The organism is Amycolatopsis sp. NPDC051373, assembly GCF_040689465.1.
Taxonomy (GTDB): domain Bacteria; phylum Actinomycetota; class Actinomycetes; order Mycobacteriales; family Pseudonocardiaceae; genus Amycolatopsis.
Map to the genome: position 1 here is coordinate 134025 of NZ_JBFBAE010000026.1, position 17490 is coordinate 151514.

Consider the following 17490-nt stretch of genomic DNA (forward strand, 5'->3'; position numbering starts at 1 on the left):
CGATGGGCCCGCACCTGCTCGTCTTCGGTGATTCGCTGAGCTTCCACGGACCCGTCGGTCCCTGTGCCGCCGACGAACCACGCCTGTGGCCCAACGTCGCGGCCACCGCGCTCGACGGGCGCGCCGACGTGGTCGCCGGCATCGGCTGGACCGCGCGCGACGTGTGGTGGTCCCTCACCGGTGACCCCCGGGTGTGGGCCGATCTGCACCACGTGGACGCTGTCGTGCTGGCGATCGGCAGCATGGACACGCTCCCGTCGCCGCTGCCGACGTACCTCCGCACCGGCTTGCGTTACCTCCGTCCCGGCGGCGTGCGCCGCGTCGTGCGCGGCGCGTATCTGGCCGCGCAGCCGCGGTTGTCCGTCGTGTTGCAGGGCCGGCCCACGGTGCTGCCCGCGAAGCTGACCGTGCACTACCTCGACCTCGCTGTGGAGGCGTTGCGCGTGTTGCGGCCCGAGCTGCCGATCTTCGGGATGCTGCCGTCGGTGCACCGCGCCGACGCGTACGGCCGCGTCCACACCGCCCGGCCCGCCGCGGCCGCCGCGATGGCCGCGTGGGGCGCGCGCCTGGACGTGCCGCTGCTCGATCTCCCCGCCGTCGTGGGTGATCACGTGCTCGGCGGCGAGGGCAACCCCGACGGCATGCACTGGGGCTGGCCGGGCCACGAAGCAGTCGGCACGGCCATGGCGAAGCTGATGACACCGGCTTTGCGCCCCGGCCACGTAGGCTGACGGCGTGTCGGTCGCCGTGGTCACGGACTCCACCGCCCATCTGCCGGAGGGCTTCGCCGACCGGCACTCGGTGCGCGTGGTGCCCCTGCACGTCCTCGTCGACGGTGCCGTCTCCTACGACGGCACCGAGATGGGCCCCGCCGCGCTCGCGGAAGCGCTGGGGGAGCGCAAAATCGTCACCACGTCACGGCCCACGCCCGCCGAGTTCGCGACCGTCTTCCGGGCCGCGCTCGACGACGGCGCCGAGTCCGTGGTGTCGGTGCACCTGTCCAAACAGCTCTCCGGCACGTGGGAAGCCGCCGTGCTCGCCGCCCAGGAGGTCGGTCCGGACCTCGTGCGCGTGGTCGACTCGCGCACCACGGCCATGGGGCTCGGGTTCGCCGCGCTGCACGCCGCGGTGGCCGCCACCGCGGGCAAATCGGCGGTCGACGTCGAGGCGGCCGCGGTCGACGCCGCCGGGCGCTCGTCCACGCTCTTCGTGGTCGAGACGCTCGAGCACCTGCGCCGTGGTGGCCGCATCGGGCCGGCCGCGGCGCTGCTGGGCACGGCGCTCGCGGTGAAGCCGGTGTTGCACATGTCCGAAGGGCGCATCCTTCCGCTGGAAAAGGTCCGGACCATGAACCGGGCCATGGCGCGGCTGGTCGAGCTCGCGGTGAAGGCGGCCGGCGAAGGCCCGGTCGAGCTCGCCGTGCACCACCTCGCCTCGCCGGAACGAGCCGTCGAGCTGGCCAACCGCCTGGAGGAAGTCGTGCCCGGCTGCGCCGGCGGCTGCGTGGTGTCGGAGCTGGGCGCCGTGATCGGCGCGCACACCGGACCGGGTGTGCTCGGGGTGGTCGTGCAGCGCGAGAGGTGATCCTCCTTGGCCGGTAAGGGTTTCAGCCCTTGCCGGTGGTGAAGCCCGCGAGGAACAGCTCCAGCCACCGCGCCCGCACAGCCGGCTCGACGTCCGTCGGCGCCGTGAGGATGAGCAGGTAGAAGTCGTTGGCGGTCACGTCCTCACGCAGCCTGCCGTCGCGCTGGGCGGCCTTGATCATCCGCGTCGTGGCCGCACGGCTGCGGCTCTCCTGTTCGGGCGTGAGGTACTCCGCCCCGACGTTCTGCGCCGCGGCCTTCACCGCCCGGTCCTCGGCCGCCGCCTCGACGATGTGGCTGACCAGCGCCGAGATCTCGCTCATCGCGTCGGCCCCGCCGGCCACCCGTTCCGCCGCCGCCTCGATGGCCTCGGTGATCAGTTGGCTGTGCTCGCCGATCACCGCCGTGACGAGGTCGGTTTTCGTCGGGAAGTGCCGGTACAACGTGCCCACGGCGACCCCCGCGGCCTCGGCGATCGTGTCCATCGGGACGTCGGGGCCGAGCCGGGTGATCTGCTCCCGCGCCGCGTCGAGGATCTTCGTGCGGTTTCGCACCGCGTCGGCGCGCAGCGGGCGGGACGGCTCCATCGGCTCTCCGTGGTCAGCTCGCGAGGGCCCTCATGATCAGGGTGTCGAAAGCGCGGTCGGGCAGGACGCGGCGCAGGAAAATCAAGGGCTTCGCGCCGAAACCCGCAGCGTAACGTGTGCGCGGGCGCCGAGCGGTCGCAGCCTTGGCGACGGTTTTCGCGATCACGGACGGCCGAGACATCATCCGCGCGTTGATGCCCGAGTTCATGCCCTTCGCCAGCTTCCCGGCCAGGTCCGAATACGCGCCCTCGCCGGAGACCTCCGTCATGTGGTCCACGGCGATGCTGCCCCACTCCGTCGCGATCCCTCCGGGCTCGACCACGACCACGTCGATCCCGAACCGCCGCACCTCCATCCGCAGCGAGTCGGAGAACCCCTCCAAGGCGAACTTCGTGCCGTGGTACCAGGCGCCCAGCGGGGTGTAGATCTTGCCGCCCATCGAGGAGATGTTCACGATCCGGCCCGAGCGTTGTGCTCGCATCACCGGCAGCACGAGTTGGATCAGCCGCGCGGCCCCGAACACGTTCACCTCGAACTGGTAGCGCGCCTCCGACAAGGGCACGTCTTCGACCGCGCCATATGAGCCGTAGCCGGCGTTGTTCACCAGCAGATCGATCCGCCCGGACTCGGCGACGATCGCCGCCACGGCCTTCCCCACGGACTCCACGTCCGTCACGTCCAGCGCGATCGTCCGCACCCCGCGTTCGGCGAGGTCCGCCATCCGCTCCACCCTTCGCGCGGCGCCATAGACCGTGTAGCCACGCTCCAGCAGCTCTCGCGCGGTGGACTCTCCGATACCCGACGACGCGCCCGTGACCAGGGCGACCTTGGGAGCCATGACCGTCACCTCCTGAAAGTGAACCAGGACTCAGGTTTATCATGAGTCATCGTTCACTTTCAACCGCGTGGATTTCACCAGGGTTGTTTTCGGCCGTGTCATCGTCGACGGCGGCGAACGAGTGGTGCTCGTGCGTCACCACCCAGCGGCCCTGGTCCTTGCGCAGGCCGATGGTCAGCCGAAGGTGATGGCCCGGTGGATCGGCGGGGGTGCCGCAGCGCAGGAGCGCCCAGGCGAACGCCACGTCGTCGCTCGCGGTCACGTCGAGCTCCAGGATGGTGAACGTCGCGCCTTCCGCTTGCCAGACGAAGAACGGTGGCCAGGTCTCGCGGTACGCGTCGATCCCGCGGACACCTTCGTGGGGCGGCGGGACGTCGAACATCACGATGCCGTCGGAGTGGTCGGCGAGGACGCCGTCGAGATTTCCCGTGTGGACGGCAGTGGCCCAGTTTTCGATCAGGGCGCGGATTTCGGCTTCGTTCGTCATGGTGGGTCCTTCCCGCGGAGCGCTGTCGAGGGCGGCGATGGGCGTCAGCATCGCACCGCGGGCCGACCGGAACCGGCGTTCAGCGGTCGCGGAGGCCGAGTTGTCCACAAGGGGGCAGTTATCCACAGGTCGGCGGATTCGGCCTGGTGGTTGGAGTCGATCAACGCCTAGCGTCGCACGTGTGTTCGAGCAGACCGCCCGTGATCCGGGCACTCCCGTGAACGCCAGGCTCGCCTGGCTGGCCGACCAGCTGGCGGCGGGCCCACGCACCGTCGGGCCTGGCGGCCGGCTGGTCCGGCGCTGGCTGCCCGGCGGCGCCGACCCGGCCCACCCGGGTCTGCCCGGCGTACTGAAAAGTCCCCGGGTCCTCGTCGTACTGGGGCTGGTGGTCGTGGCTGTGCTGATCGCCGCGGGCTTCGCGGTGTTCAGCGGCTCGCCCGAGATGGAGGTGGCGCCGTCGCTGCCGAGCGCGAAGGCGCACCCTTCCGTCGCGTCCTCGGTGCCCTCGGCGTCCGCGAAGCTGGTGATCAGCGTGATCGGCCACGTCCGCGCGCCCGGCCTCGTCACGGTTCCAGCCGGCTCGCGTGTGGCCGACGCGGTGCGGGCCGCCGGTGGCGCGGACCCCGGCACTGATCTCTCCAGCCTGAACCTCGCGCGCAAACTCACCGATGGCGAGCAGCTCGCCGTCGGCATCACGGTCGCGTCCTCGGCCCCGGCCGGTGCCGGCGCGGCTCCGGGCAAGCTCGACCTCAACTCGGCCACCCCCGAACAACTCGACACCCTGCCCGGCGTCGGCGAGGTCACCGCCGGCCGCATCATCGACTGGCGCACGCAGCACGGCGGCTTCTCCAGCGTCGAACAACTTCGCGACGTCGAAGGCATCGGCGAAAGCAAGTTCGAGAAGTTGCGCGAGCAGGTGACGGTCGGATGATGCTCGTCCAGCCGGAAGGCGCGCCGTCGTGGCGCGATCACGATCTGCGGCTCGTCCCAGCAGCGCTGGCGGCGTGGGGCGGCACCCTGGCGGGACTGCGGCTCGGGTGGTGGGCGGCCGAGGTTTTCGGCGTGATGGCAGCGGTTTTGTCGGCCGTGTTGCTCGCGAGGCGGCGTGGGCGGTGGCTCGGAGCCGCCGGCGCGCTGCTGGTCTTGGGGCTCGTCGTGGCGCTGCCGACGGCGTGGCGCATCCGGGGAGCGGAGCAGGACGCGCTCGGCCAAGCCGCAGCGCACGGGGTGACCGCCACGCTCCGCGTCGAGGTCACCGAGCGGCCGCGGCCGATCCACAGCGCGGGCTACGCCGATCAGCAGGCGGGTACGCGATCGGTCGCCATCGACGCCCGGGTGGAATCGGCCACTGTGGACGGCCGGGCGGTGGGGTCCACCGGCCGGGTCCTGCTGCTCGCGCCGGTGGCGGGGTGGGGCGATCTGTTGCCGGGCCAGGAGGTCACGGCGTCGGGGCGCCTGGCGCCGGCACGCGGGGGTGAACTGACGGCGGCGGTCGTCTACCTGCAGGGCGCTCCGGTCGGGGTCACGCGGGCGCCGTGGTGGCAGCGGGCGGCCGCGGCGTTGCGGGCGGGGCTGCACGAGTTGTGCGCGGTGTTGCCGGAGGAGCCGGCGGGGTTGCTGCCCGGACTGGTGTTGGGCGACACGAGTGCGTTGCCCGAGCAGGTCGAGCAGGAGTTCACGGAGTCGGGGCTCACGCACTTGATGGCTGTGAGCGGCGGGAACGTGGCGATCATCTGTGGCGCGGTGTTGCTGTTGTGCCGGTTGCTCCGCATCGGGCCCCGGGTGTCGGCTGTCGCGGCCGGATTGTGTCTGGGCGGCTTCCTGATTCTCGTCGGTCCGGCGCCGAGTGTGTTGCGGGCCGGGGTGATGGGCGGGGTGGCGCTGCTGGCGCTGGCGTTGGGCCGTCGTGGATCCGCGTTGCCGGCGCTGGGGTTCTCGGTGTGCGTGCTCGTCGCGTGGGATCCGGTGATGGCGGCGGACTTCGGGTTCGCGTTGTCGGTGTTCGCGACAGCGGGCCTGGTGCTGCTGGCGCCGCGATGGGCGGATTCGTTGATACGCCGGGGGATTCCGCCGGGGTACGCCGAGGGGATCGCGGTGCCGCTGGCGGCGTTCGTGGTCACCGCGCCGGTGATCGCGGGCATGGCGGGCACGGTGAGTCTCGTCTCGGTGGTGACCAACGTGCTGGCGGCGCCCGTCGTCGCGCCGGTCACGGTGCTCGGGGTGCTGGCCACGGTGGTCGGGCCGTGGTGGCCCGGGGCCGGGCACGTGCTGGTGCACCTGGCCGATCCGGAGGCTCGCTGGCTGATCACGGTCGCGCGGCACGGGGCCCGTGCGCCGGGTGCGGTGCTCACGTGGCCGGGTGGCTGGTGGGGTGGGGTGTGCGCGGCCGGGGTGCTGGTCATGGTGGTGGTCGCGTTCCGGTTCCGGCGCGCCCGGCTGCTGGTGGCGATGGGGCTGGTGGCGGTGCTGCTGATCGTGGTGCCGCCGCGGGTGCTCTCGCCCGGCTGGCCGCCGAAGGGCTGGGCGATGGTCGAGTGCGACGTCGGCCAGGGCGACGCCGTGGTGCTGGCCACGGCAGAGCCCGGGCGCGCGGTGGTCGTGGACACCGGGCCCGAGCCGGGGCCGGTGGACGAGTGCCTGCGGCGGCTCGGCGTGGAGCGGATCCCGCTACTGGTGCTCAGCCACCTGCACGCCGACCACATCGGCGGGCTGTCGTCGGTGTTCGACGGCCGGGCCGTGGGGGCGATCGCCGTCGGGCCCGGGCGGGCGCCGGCGTGGGCGTGGCAGCAGGTGTCGCAGGAGGCGGCGACGCACCACGTTCCGCTGCTGGAGCTCAGCGATGGGCAGCGGCTCGACTGGCCGGGGCTGTCGCTGGACGTGCTCGGGCCGCGCTACGTCACGGCACGGGCGGCCGCCCTGCAGGACGGCACGATGATCAACAACAGTTCCGTGGTGCTCCGCGCGACCACGGCGGCGGGGAGGGTGCTGCTGACCGGAGACGTGGAACTGGCCGCGCAGGCCGACTTGCTGGCCGAGGGGGTGGATCTGCACGCCGACGTGCTGAAGGTTCCCCACCACGGCTCGCGCTACTCGTTGCCTCAGTTCCTCGAGGCCGTGGGCGCGCGGGCGGCGATGATCAGCGTGGGCGCGGGCAACAGCTACGGGCACCCGGCGAAGTCCACAGTGGACGTGCTGGGCGCGTTGGGTGTGCTCGTGACGCGGACCGATGTGGACGGCGACACGGCCGTGCTGCCCGGTGACGGCGGACCTGCGGTGGCGCGCCGGGGTGAGCCGCGCGGACCGCCCCGGTAGGGGAGCGGCCCGCGGGCCCGGCGGTCAGAGGCCGAGGGCCTTGCTCACGGCTTCGGCCGACGGCGGCACGGTGGCCTTGGGGCCGATGCGGCCTTCGACGGCGTCGAGCGTCTTGAGGCCGTCGCCGGTGATGAGCAGCACGGTCTCGGCGTCGGGGTCGATCTTGCCGGCCTCGATGAGCTTCTTGGCGGTCGCGACGGTGACGCCGCCCGCGGTCTCGGTGAAGATGCCCTCGGTGCGCGCGAGCAGCCGGATGCCCTCGACGACCTCCTCGTCGCTCACGTCCTCGATCGCGCCGCCGGTGCGGTTGACGACGTCGAGCACGTAGGGGCCGTCGGCGGGGTTGCCGATCGCGAGCGAGCGGGCGATGGTGTCGGGCTTCACGGGCTGGACCACGTCGTGGCCGGCGCGGAACGCGGCCGAGACGGGGGAGCAGCCGGTGGCCTGCGCGCCGAAGACCTTGTAGGGGCTGGCTTCCACGAGGCCGAGCTGGCCGAGCTCGCGGAAACCCTTGTCCACCTTGGTCAGCTGCGAACCCGACGCGATCGGTACCACGATCTGCTCCGGCAGGCGCCAGCCGAGCTGCTCGGCGACCTCGTAGCCGAGCGTCTTGGAGCCTTCGGAGTAGTAGGGGCGCACGTTGACGTTGACGAACGCCCACGTCGGGTGCTCGCCGGCCAGCTCGGTGGCGAGGCGGTTGACGTCGTCGTAGTTGCCGTCGACGGCGATCAGGTCACCGTCGTAGACGGCGGTGGTGAGGATCTTGGCGCGTTCGAGCGACTTCGGGATCAGCACGACCGACCGCCAGCCGGCGCGGGCCGCGGCGGCGGCCGTCGCGTTGGCCAGGTTGCCGGTCGAGGGACACGCGAGGACCTCGAAGCCGAACTCGCGGGCCGCGGCCAGCGCGACGGCGACCACACGGTCCTTGAAGGAGTGCGTGGGGTTGCCGGTGTCGTCCTTGACCCACAGGGACTTCAGGCCCAGCGCTTTGGCGAGGCGGTCGGCCTTCACCAGGCGCGTGGCGCCGGGTTCGGTGTTCGGGATCTCCTCGACGGTCGAGGGGACGGGAAGGAGCTTCTTGTAGCGCCAGATGTTCTTGGGGCCGGCCTCGATGTCTTCGCGGCGCACGCGGCCGAAGTCGTAGGCAACCTCGAGTGGCGAGAAGTCCTCGGCGGAGACGAACTCCGGGGCGAGCGGCTGCCGGTGGCCCTCTTCCTTCGAAACCAGTTCGACTGCCGGACCGAGGTCCAGGGTCTTCTTGGTGGAGGTCGTGCCGAGGGTAACGGTCATCGCGAGGTTCCTTTCCTCATCTGCCCCGCAAAAGCGGGCCGGAATTGGCACCGTGGTCGTCAGCTATCCCGCAAATTCGGGAAGACAGGCTGTACGCCGGTTGCCGGGGCTTCGTCGGGCCGTTCCCTCTGCCCCTCTGGATGAGCGGTGTTCAGTTGTCGGCGCGCCGCTGTGAATCTGGTGGAGTGTGAATCTGGTGGAGCTGGGCGCTGCCTCGGGTACACCGTACGACATGGCGATCACCTCGTGCCACGGTGGCGGCGCAGATCACCGCGGCGGGCGCGTGGCCGAGCGGGTGAGAGGATGGCGGGGTGACCACCGCACCCGCGCCGCTCCACCTCGTCCTCGGTGAGGAAGAACTGCTCATCGAGCGGGCTGTCCGCTCGTCGCTGGATGCCGCGCGGGCCGTGGACTCGACGGCCGAGATGACGCGCAACCGGGTGTCCGAACTCACACCGCCCGTGCTCGCCGAGCTGGTGAGTCCCTCGCTGTTCAGCGAGGGACGGGTCATCGTGCTCGACTCGGCGCAGGACATCTCGCAGGAGCTGGCGGACGCGGTGATGGCCTACCTCAAGGCGCCCGCCGACGGGATCGTGCTCGTGGTCGTGCACAACGGCGGCGGCCGCAGCAAGGCGGCCAAGGCGCTGCCCGCGGCGCTGAAAAAGGCGGGCGCGGAGATCACCGAGTGCCCGAAGCTGACGAAGCCCGCCGATCGGGAGTCGTTCGTGCGCAACGAGGTGCGCCGCGTCGGCGGCAAGATCGATGCGGCGGGGGTGATGGCGCTGATGGACACCGTCGGCTCCGACCTGCGCGAGCTGTCCTCCGCGGCGACGCAGCTCGTCGCCGACACCGGTGGCGTGGTCGACGAGCAGGCCGTGCGCCGCTACCACACCGGCCGCGCCGACGTGACCGGCTTCGCCGTGGCGGAGAAGGCCGTGGGCGGCGACCGCGCGGCGGCCCTGGAGTCGCTGCGCTGGGCCATGCAGCTGGGCGTGCCGCACGTCCTGGTCGCCGACGCCCTCGCGGACGCGGTGCGCACGATCGCCCGCGTGTCCGCCGCGGGCCGCGGCAACCCGAACCAGATGGCCGGCGAGCTGGGCATGCCGCCGTGGAAGATCCGCAAGGCGCAGGGCCAGTCACGCGGCTGGGGCCAGGACGGCCTCGCCACCGCGATGCGCGTGGTCGCCCGCCTGAACGCCGAGGTCAAGGGCGTGGCGGCCGACGCCGACTACGCCCTGGAACGCGCGGTCGTCGAGGTCGTCGCCGCCAAGGGTGAACGCTGACGCTGCTCGGCGGGCAGGGCTCGGGCCACCGGCACAGGGCCTGAGGCACAGCAGCCGCGAGATGGCCGGGCGGGACCGCTGGTCGGGTGTGCAGACTTCGCAACAGCCACCGCCGGCCGATCGACCGTGGCCGGGTTTTCTCAACGCAAAGGCACGCTGCTCACGGGGAGCGGGAGAGCGGGAGAGCGCACGAAAAAGCCCGGCGACCAGTCGGTCACCGGGCCCTTTCAGGACTGGCAGGGTGCTGCGATCAGCTCAGAGCTGGTTCGCGCGCTTCGCGAGAGCCGACTTCTTGTTGGCGGCCTGGTTGGCGTGGATGACGCCCTTGGTGACAGCCTTGTCGAGCTTGCGGGCGGCGTCGCGCTGGAGTTCGAGGGCCTTGGTCTTGTCGCCGGAGTCGGCGGCCTCACGGAACTTGCGGATCGCGGTCTTCACCGAGGAGCGGATCGCCAGGTTGCGCTGACGGGCCTTCTCGTTGGTGGTGATGCGCTTGATCTGGGACTTGATGTTGGCCATGAAGGCGTCCTGCTTTCGTCTCGGTGAAGGTCGCTGCCGCGTCGAAGTGGCTCCGGGCGCCTGGCGTGAAGACAGACGCGGCCGGGTTTCCTCCCTGACGGAATGCCGCACGGCAACGACGAGAAAGCCTAACAGGCCTGCTCGCGGGCCCCTCGAGCGGCCCGGAGTGATCGGTTCGGTTACGGTGAGGACCGTAGTGCCTAGGGTTCCGCTGCCGGCCCGCCGCACCAAAGCAAGACAAGACGCAAGACAACCAGGGCCGGCGGGACAGGTCCGAGCGGCACCATCGGTGCGGCCCGGCGCCCGCCGTTCATCTGACGGGACAAAAGCCTGGAGGACCCGGCCTTCCGCGTGCGCGGAAGATCCGAAGGGGTCCGGTGAACACCACAGCTCTGTCGTTCGTCCTCATCGCCGCCGTCGTGCACGCGGGGTGGAACCTCGCCGCGAAGCGCGTCACCTTCGGCGGGCCGCGGTTCGTGTGGCTGTACTACACCGTCTCCGCCGTGGTGCTGCTTCCCGTGGTCATCACGGCACTCCTGGTCGAACACGAACGTCCACAGTGGACGTGGCTGCTCGCTGCCGGGGTGACGGCCGTGCTGCACGTGGCGTACGGCACGGTGCTGCAGCGCGGGTACGCCGTCGGCGACCTGTCGATCGTCTACCCGCTCGCGCGCGGCACCGGGCCGCTGCTGTCGGTGCTGGCGGCGGTACTCGTGCTGCACGAGCACCCCGGCGTGCTGGGCCTGATCGGGGCGTTCCTGGTGGTGGCGGGCGTGCTGGTGATCAGCCTCGGCGGTAGCGAGGCCGACGTCAAAGCGCGCCGCGCCGGTGTGTTCTACGGCGTGCTCACCGGCGCGACCATCGCGGCCTACACGCTCTGGGACGCCCACTCCGTGACGACGCTCGCGGTGCCGCCCCTCGTGTACTTCGGCGGCGGCGCGCTGGTGCAGAGCGTGCTGCTGGCGCCCGCGGCCCTGCGCGCCCGCGCCGAGGTGGCGAAGCTGTGGCGCGAGCACCGCAAAGAGACGCTGATCGTCGGGATCGCCTCGCCCGCGGCGTACCTGCTGGTGCTGTACGCGCTGCGGATGGCGCCGGTCAGCCTGGTCGCGCCGGCGCGGGAGCTGTCGATCGTGCTGGGCGGGCTCGCGGCGTGGTTCGTGCTCGGTGAGCGGAACGCGGCGCGCCGGTTGGTGGGCTCGCTGGTGGTGCTGGCCGGGATCGTCGCGATTGCGGTGGCCTGAGCCACTCGGGTAGGCAGGACGTATGGACGTACTGAGCAGCCGGGTGCTGATCCACCCGCGCGACCTGGAGGCCTCGACCGCGTTCTACCGGGACACGCTCGGGCTGGCGATCCAGCGCGAGTTCCCCGGTGGCACGGTCTTCTTCGCGGGCGGCGGTTCGATCGAGGTCGTGGGCAGCAACGACGCCACGCCCTCGGCGGCCGTCGACCTCTGGCTGCAGGTCCGCGACCTGCCGGCGACGCTCGAGGAGCTGGCCGCGCGCGGCGTCACGCCGGTCCGCGGGGCGCGCCGCGAGCCGTGGGGGCTGGACGAGGCCTGGATCACCGACCCGGACGGCCTGCGCATCGTCCTGGTGCAGGTGCCGCCCGACCACCCGCTGCGGACGGACTCGCGCTAGGGCTTGCGGGCCCGCAGCTGCGCCGCCAGGGCCGCGAAGCCCGGGGGCTCCCAGGTCCACGTCTGGAGGTCGGTGAAGCCCGCTGCGGTGACCTCGGCGCCCAGGTCGTGCCGGGGAACCGGCAGCCACTTCTCGTGCGCGGACAGCAGCAGCCGGCCGCCGGGGCGCAGCACGCGGAACAGCTCGGCGAAGCCCGCCGCGCGGTCGTCCCAGAGCTGGACGTTGTTGACACTCAGCACGACGTCCACGGAAGCGTCGGCACAGCCGGTCGTAGCGGCGGTGCCGTCGCGCAGCTTCACGCGGTCGCCGCAGCGTTCGCGGCACAGGGCGCGCATCTCGGCGGAGGGCTCGACGCCGACGACCTCGCCCGCCAGGCGGCTCGCGGCGTCGAGCCCGACGCCCGGGCCGGGGCCCACGACCAGCACGGTTTCATCGGGTTCCAGTCGCGCCAGGTCCACGAGCCGCTGCTCGGTGGCGGCGTTGCCGCGCGACATCAGCCGGCCGCCGACGCGGCCCAGCAGGCCGCTGGGGTGGCCGAACGCCCGGTCGAGCGCGGTGTCGAAGGTCCCCGGGGGAGGGTGTGGAGTGCTCATCCTTCGAGGTCACCACCAGCCCGGCGCGCTCGCATCGGGGATGACCCCCAACCGCACCCGGAGGTCCATGGGACGATAGGAAGCGGCCACCCCCGACCTTTCCCGAGGACCACACGAGTGACAGCGCCCAAGACGTTCGCCGACACCACCTTCACGCCGCCGGAACTGATCCGCAACTTCTGCATCATCGCCCACATCGACCACGGCAAGTCGACGCTGGCGGACCGCATGCTGCAGCTCACCGGCGTCGTCGAGGAACGGGCGATGCGCGCGCAGTACCTCGACCGGATGGACATCGAGCGTGAGCGCGGCATCACGATCAAGGCCCAGAACGTCCGCCTGCCCTGGCAGGTCGAGGGCCAGGACCACGTGCTGCACATGATCGACACGCCCGGCCACGTGGACTTCACCTACGAGGTCTCGCGCGCCCTGGAGGCGTGCGAAGGTGCGGTCCTGCTGGTCGACGCCGCGCAGGGCATCGAGGCGCAGACGCTGGCCAACCTGTACCTGGCGCTGGAGAACAACCTCCAGATCATCCCGGTGCTCAACAAGATCGACCTCCCCTCGGCCGACCCGGACAAGTACGCGGCCGAGCTCGCGCACATCATCGGCTGCGAGCCCACCGACGTGCTGCGCGTCTCGGCGAAGACGGGCGTCGGCGTCGGCGCGCTGCTCGACGAGGTCGTGCGCCAGGTCCCGGCGCCGGTCGGCGACGCGGACGCCCCGGCGCGCGCGATGATCTTCGACTCGGTCTACGACACCTACCGCGGCGTGGTCACCTACATCCGCGTGGTCGACGGCAAGATCACCCCGCGCGAGAAGATCCGCATGATGTCCACCGGCGCGACCCACGAGCTGCTGGAGGTCGGCATCATCTCGCCGGAGCCCAAGCCCAGCAAGGGCCTCGGCGTCGGCGAGGTGGGCTACCTGATCACCGGTGTGAAGGACGTCCGCCAGTCGAAGGTCGGCGACACCGTGACCTCCGAACGCCACGGCGCCACCGAACCGCTCGCCGGCTACCGCGAGCCGAAGCCGATGGTCTACTCGGGCCTCTACCCGGTCGACGGCTCCGACTACCCGGAGCTGCGCGAGGCGCTGGAGAAGCTGCAGCTCAACGACGCGGCGCTCGCCTACGAGCCGGAGACCTCGGTCGCGCTGGGCTTCGGCTTCCGCTGCGGGTTCCTCGGCCTACTGCACCTGGAGATCACGCGCGACCGCCTCGAGCGCGAGTTCGGCCTCGACCTGATCTCCACCGCGCCCAACGTGGTCTACCGCGTGGTGCTCGAAGACCGCAGCGAGATCGTCGTCACCAACCCGTCGGACTGGCCCACCGGGCTCAAGATCTCCGAGGTCCACGAGCCGGTGTCGAAGGTGAGCATCCTCGCGCCGAGCGAGTTCGTCGGCACGATCATGGAGCTGTGCCAGAGCAAGCGCGGTGTGCTGCTCGGCATGGACTACCTGTCCGAAGACCGCGTGGAGCTGCGCTACAACATCCCGCTCGCGGAGATCATCTTCGACTTCTTCGACACGCTGAAGTCGCGCACGCGCGGGTACGCCTCGCTCGACTACGAAGAGGCGGGCAACCAGGTCGCCGAGCTCGTCAAGGTCGACATCCTGCTGCAGGGCGAGACCGTGGACGCGTTCTCGGCGATCGTGCACAAGGACGCCGCCTACGGTTACGGCAACCGGATGGCCACGCGGCTTCGCGAGCTCATCCCGCGCCAGCAGTTCGAGGTGCCGATCCAGGCGGCCATCGGTTCGCGCATCATCGCGCGCGAGACGATCCGCGCGATTCGCAAGGACGTGCTCGCGAAGTGCTACGGCGGTGACATCTCGCGCAAGCGCAAGCTGCTCGAGAAGCAGAAGGAAGGCAAGAAGCGCATGAAGACCGTGGGCCGGGTCGAGGTCCCGCAGGAGGCCTTCGTCGCGGCTCTGTCCACTGAGGACAGCGGCAAAGCCAAGAAGTAGCCGACCGGCGAGCCCGCTCCGCAGCGGGCTCGCCGTCGGGTTTCAGCGGTTGCCGATGATCTTCTCGGCCGCCACGAACACCGCGACGCGGCGCTCCTCGGCCATCACGCGGTCGTACTCGGCCCAGTCGTCGTGGGTTCCGGTGGCGGCCTTGAAGACGTCGCGCAGCAGCGTCGGCAGGCCGGCCGGGTCGAACGCCGCGTCGGGGTCGTCGGGGCCGATGAGGTGGGTTTTCCCGGTCACCGACACCCAGTCCCAGCCGCGGCGGAACGTGAGCGTCGCGTGGCCGGTGGCGCGCAGCAGCTTGAGCTTGTGGGCCCCGCCCATCGCCACGAGGGCGATGCCGGGTTTGCCGGTCACGGGGTCGTCGAAGACCCCGGCGTTGACGACGGACGAGTGCACCGTCCCGTCGGCGCGGGTGGTCGAGATGGTCGCGAGGCCGTTCTCCTGCAAGGACAGCGCGCGGACGTGCTCCAGATCGGCGGTCATGCCGCACATCAACGCCGTGGCGGGTGTGCGTCTTCCCGTCTCACCCGCCGGGGTGCGCCACTAGGCTCGGCGCATGTTCGATGATCTCGAGTTCCCCGTGATCGTGGCGCCGATGGCGGGCGGCCCCACGACACCTCAGCTCATCGCGGCGGTCACGGCCGCGGGTGGCTTCGGCTTCCTCGCCGCGGGGTACCTGTCGGCGGAGACGCTGGAGGCGAAGATCGCCCACACCGCTGACCTCACCGGCGGGAAGTTCGGCGTGAACCTGTTCGTGCCGGGCAGCCGCTCGGCCGTGGACGTCACCGATCACCGCGAGCGGATGCTCACCGAGGCCCTGCGCTACGGCGTCGAGCCGGGCGAGCCGATCTGGGACGACGACGAGTACCCCGCGAAGCTCGACGCGGTCGTGCGCCACCGCGTGCCGCTGGTGTCGTTCACGTTCGGCGCGCCGACGTCGGCCGAGGTGCACCGGGTCCACCAGGCGGGCGGCAGGGTGGCGGTCACCGTCACCAATCCCGAGGAAGCCGACCTCGCGGCGGCTCGGGGTGCCGACGCGCTCGTGGTGCAGGGCTTCGAAGCGGGCGGGCACCGCGGCTTGTTCACCGACAACGCGGCGAACCCGGCCGGTGGCGAGCAGTACGGCCTGCTCGCCCTGCTGCGGCTGATCTCCGCGCGCACGAGCCTGCCGCTGGTCGCCACGGGCGGGCTGGTGCACGGCGCCGACGTGGCGGCCGTGCTGGCGGCCGGCGCGTCGGCGGCACAGCTGGGCACGGCGTTCCTGCAGACCACGGAGGCCGGCACGCCGTCCGCGCAACGCCGGGCGCTGGCGGAGGCAGGCCGGCTGACGGCGTTCACGCGCGCCTTCAGCGGCCGTCCGGCGCGAGGCCTGGTGAACCGCGTGCTCAGCGACCTCTCGGCCCACGCGCCCGCCGCGTACCCGCAGCTGCACCACATCAGCAAGCCCATCCGCGCGGCCGCCGCGCGCGCCGACGACCCCGAGGCGATGTCCCTGTGGGCCGGGCAGACCTACCCCCTCGCCGACGACGGCTCCGCCGCGTCGGTGGTGGAACGCCTGCGCGCGGAAGCCAAGGCAGCGGCCGCGAGGCTCGACCGCCTGGGCTGACCGCACCCTCACCTGTCGCCCCAATGCGGCGTTCGGAACGCCACATTGCAGTGCTTCCCCAACCGGCCAAGGTGACGGGCCGCCCCAACCAGGCGCGCACCCAGACCCCGCCCTGCACCTCGATCCCCGCGCCCTTCACACTGAAAGATCGGGGTGCTACACACGTCGCAATCAGTCCGAAGTGGACTCACTGTCGCCAGCGCGCGCCAGCACCGAATGCCGACGGCTGTACCCGAAATACACACCCATCCCGATCACGAACCAGATCGCGAACCTCAACCACGTCTCCGGCTTCAGGAACGTGATCAGCCAGATCGAGAACACGACCCCGATGATCGGCACCACCGGCATGCCCGGCGTCCGGAACGTCCGCGGCAGATCCGGCCGCTTGTACCGCAGCACGATCACCGCGATGCACACCACCACGAACGCCAGCAGAATGCCGATATTCGTCAACTCCGCCGCCTCGCCGATGGGCAGGAACCCGGCGATGATCGCCGACGCCACACCGAGGATCCACGTGGTGCGCGTGGGCACCTTGCGCACCGGGTGCGTCTTGCCGAACCACTTCGGCAGCAGGCCGTCGCGGCTCATGGAGTAGCCGACGCGCGTGGCGCCGAGCAGGAAGGTGAACAGCACGGTGAGGATGCCGATGATGGCGCCGACCGCGATCACCGCGCCCAGCCAGCCCAGCCCCACCGACGCGAACGCGCTCGAGAACGCCGCCTCCGGGTCGATGTTCTTGTAGTTCACCATTCCGGTGAGCACGAGGCAGGCCAGCACGTACAGCACCATCGAGATCGCAAGCGAGTACAGGATCGCCTTCGGCATGTGCTTCTGGGAGTCCTTCGACTCCTCGGCCGCGGTCGACATGGCGTCGTAGCCGAAGACGGCGAAGAAGACCGTGGCCGCGCCCGTGAACGCGCCGCTGACACCGAAGGGGAAGAAGTTGCTGTAGTTGCCCGTCTTGATGTGGAAGGCGCCGACCACGATCACCAGCACCACGAGCGCGACCTTCAGGTACACCAGCAGCGTCTCGAACCGCGCCGCGTTTTTCATGCCCTGGTTGAGGATGAACGCGATGAGCAGGCACAGCACCACGGCGAACAGGTTCACGACGTATGAACCGTGCGCCACGCCGTCGGGCTCGGTGCCGGGCGCGCCCGACATCCACTGCGGCAGCGAGACGTGCAGGAAGCCCAGCAGGTCGTTGAAGTAGCCGGAGATGCCGATGGCCACCACCGCCACGATCGCGGTGTACTCCAGCAGCAGGTCCCATCCGATGAACCAGCCGACGATCTCGCCCAGCACCGCGTAGCCGTAGGTGTAGGCCGAGCCGGCGCGCGGGATCAGCCCGGCGAACTCCGCGTACGAGAAGGCCGCCGCCGCGCTCGCGATACCCGCGATGAGGAACGAGATCAGCACGGCGGGGCCGGCCGTCTGGTTGGCCACCGCGCCTGCCAGCGAGAAGATCCCGGCGCCGATGATGCCGCCGACACCGATCGCCGTCAGCTGGCGTAGCCCCAGCGTGCGTTGCAGGCCGTCACCGCCGCTCTCGATCGTCTCGATCGGTTTGCGCCGGAAGATGCCGGACCCTGATCCCAGGCTGCGCGGAGCGGACATCGATGTCTCCTCATACGTCGTGAACCGAGCCCGGGTCACGGGCTCTGGCAGCGCACCGTACTAGGTGTAGTGCCCTGTGAGGTTGTTGACTCTGGTGATGGGTGGGTGGCCGTTGAGGGCGGTGTGGGCTCGGTGGTGGTTGTAGTGGTGCAGGAACTCG

Annotated in this window: 17 protein-coding genes and 1 riboswitch; of the genes, 9 read left to right on the plus strand and 8 right to left on the minus strand. The window is 71.0% G+C overall.

Going from position 1 to position 17490, the window contains the following annotated elements:
• Positions 1 to 2: 2 nt before the first annotated feature.
• Complete coding sequence (gene octT, locus AB0383_RS37910; RefSeq protein ID WP_366189847.1) at positions 3 to 731, plus strand: diglucosylglycerate octanoyltransferase; 729 nt, start codon at positions 3 to 5, stop codon at positions 729 to 731.
• Between the two features lie 4 nt (positions 732 to 735).
• Complete coding sequence (locus tag AB0383_RS37915) at positions 736 to 1584, plus strand: DegV family protein (RefSeq protein ID WP_366189848.1); 849 nt, start codon at positions 736 to 738, stop codon at positions 1582 to 1584.
• Positions 1585 to 1606: 22 nt separating this feature from the next.
• Here AB0383_RS37915 and AB0383_RS37920 read toward each other — a convergent pair whose 3' ends face one another.
• Genes AB0383_RS37920 through AB0383_RS37930 form a run of 3 tightly spaced genes read right to left on the minus strand, consistent with a single transcriptional unit; the run spans position 1607 to position 3495 of the window.
• Positions 1607 to 2170 carry a helix-turn-helix domain-containing protein gene (locus tag AB0383_RS37920; RefSeq protein WP_366189849.1) on the minus strand — a complete coding sequence of 188 codons (564 nt, stop codon included), beginning with the start codon at positions 2168 to 2170 and terminating at the stop codon, positions 1607 to 1609.
• Between the two features lie 13 nt (positions 2171 to 2183).
• Positions 2184 to 3008: an oxidoreductase gene (locus tag AB0383_RS37925; RefSeq protein ID WP_366189850.1), complete on the minus strand. Its 825-nt coding sequence runs from the start codon at positions 3006 to 3008 to the stop codon at positions 2184 to 2186.
• Positions 3009 to 3054: 46 nt separating this feature from the next.
• Positions 3055 to 3495, minus strand: a complete 441-nt coding sequence (locus AB0383_RS37930; RefSeq protein WP_366189851.1) for a nuclear transport factor 2 family protein — start codon at positions 3493 to 3495, stop codon at positions 3055 to 3057.
• A 181-nt stretch (positions 3496 to 3676) separates the two neighbouring features.
• On the opposite strand from AB0383_RS37930, the gene AB0383_RS37935 reads away from it, so the two are divergent.
• Positions 3677 to 4426 carry a ComEA family DNA-binding protein gene (locus AB0383_RS37935; RefSeq protein WP_366189852.1) on the plus strand — a complete coding sequence of 250 codons (750 nt, stop codon included), beginning with the start codon at positions 3677 to 3679 and terminating at the stop codon, positions 4424 to 4426.
• On the plus strand, positions 4426 to 6807 hold the full coding sequence (locus tag AB0383_RS37940; protein ID WP_366189855.1) for a ComEC/Rec2 family competence protein: 2382 nt from the start codon (positions 4426 to 4428) through the stop codon (positions 6805 to 6807). Before AB0383_RS37935 ends, AB0383_RS37940 begins: the two co-directional genes overlap by 1 nt.
• Positions 6808 to 6831: 24 nt before the next feature.
• Here the strand turns inward: AB0383_RS37940 and thrC are convergent, their stop codons facing one another.
• Positions 6832 to 8097, minus strand: a complete 1266-nt coding sequence (gene thrC, locus AB0383_RS37945) for a threonine synthase (protein ID WP_364173013.1) — start codon at positions 8095 to 8097, stop codon at positions 6832 to 6834.
• Positions 8098 to 8110: 13 nt separating this feature from the next.
• Positions 8111 to 8244: riboswitch (SAM riboswitch) on the minus strand.
• A gap of 164 nt (positions 8245 to 8408) precedes the next feature.
• Here thrC and holA point away from each other — a divergent pair.
• Positions 8409 to 9380, plus strand: a complete 972-nt coding sequence (gene holA, locus AB0383_RS37950; RefSeq protein WP_364173010.1) for a DNA polymerase III subunit delta — start codon at positions 8409 to 8411, stop codon at positions 9378 to 9380.
• Between the two features lie 255 nt (positions 9381 to 9635).
• Here holA and rpsT read toward each other — a convergent pair whose 3' ends face one another.
• Entirely contained in the window at positions 9636 to 9896 is a 261-nt protein-coding gene (rpsT, locus tag AB0383_RS37955; RefSeq protein ID WP_220242854.1) for a 30S ribosomal protein S20, read from the minus strand.
• Positions 9897 to 10273: 377 nt separating this feature from the next.
• Here rpsT and AB0383_RS37960 point away from each other — a divergent pair, with 377 nt between their 5' ends.
• Complete coding sequence (locus AB0383_RS37960) at positions 10274 to 11137, plus strand: EamA family transporter (protein WP_364173008.1); 864 nt, start codon at positions 10274 to 10276, stop codon at positions 11135 to 11137.
• 22 nt (positions 11138 to 11159) lie between these two features.
• A complete protein-coding gene (locus tag AB0383_RS37965) occupies positions 11160 to 11534 on the plus strand; it encodes a VOC family protein (RefSeq protein WP_364173006.1) in 375 nt (124 codons plus the stop codon).
• On the opposite strand, the gene AB0383_RS37970 is transcribed toward AB0383_RS37965, so the two are convergent.
• A complete protein-coding gene (locus AB0383_RS37970; protein ID WP_364173004.1) occupies positions 11531 to 12127 on the minus strand; it encodes a class I SAM-dependent methyltransferase in 597 nt (198 codons plus the stop codon). The two genes, AB0383_RS37965 and AB0383_RS37970, sit on opposite strands and share 4 nt — an antisense overlap.
• 117 nt (positions 12128 to 12244) lie before the next feature.
• On the opposite strand from AB0383_RS37970, the gene lepA reads away from it, so the two are divergent.
• On the plus strand, positions 12245 to 14095 hold the full coding sequence (gene lepA / locus AB0383_RS37975) for a translation elongation factor 4 (RefSeq protein WP_364173001.1): 1851 nt from the start codon (positions 12245 to 12247) through the stop codon (positions 14093 to 14095).
• Between the two features lie 42 nt (positions 14096 to 14137).
• Here lepA and AB0383_RS37980 read toward each other — a convergent pair whose 3' ends face one another.
• Complete coding sequence (locus tag AB0383_RS37980) at positions 14138 to 14584, minus strand: pyridoxamine 5'-phosphate oxidase family protein (RefSeq protein ID WP_364172999.1); 447 nt, start codon at positions 14582 to 14584, stop codon at positions 14138 to 14140.
• 73 nt (positions 14585 to 14657) lie between these two features.
• On the opposite strand from AB0383_RS37980, the gene AB0383_RS37985 reads away from it, so the two are divergent.
• Positions 14658 to 15707 (plus strand): nitronate monooxygenase, encoded by a 1050-nt coding sequence (locus tag AB0383_RS37985; protein ID WP_364172996.1) that lies wholly within the window; start codon positions 14658 to 14660, stop codon positions 15705 to 15707.
• 171 nt (positions 15708 to 15878) lie between these two features.
• Here AB0383_RS37985 and AB0383_RS37990 read toward each other — a convergent pair whose 3' ends face one another.
• Complete coding sequence (locus AB0383_RS37990) at positions 15879 to 17330, minus strand: amino acid permease (protein ID WP_364172994.1); 1452 nt, start codon at positions 17328 to 17330, stop codon at positions 15879 to 15881.
• Between the last annotated feature and the right edge of the window lie 160 nt (positions 17331 to 17490).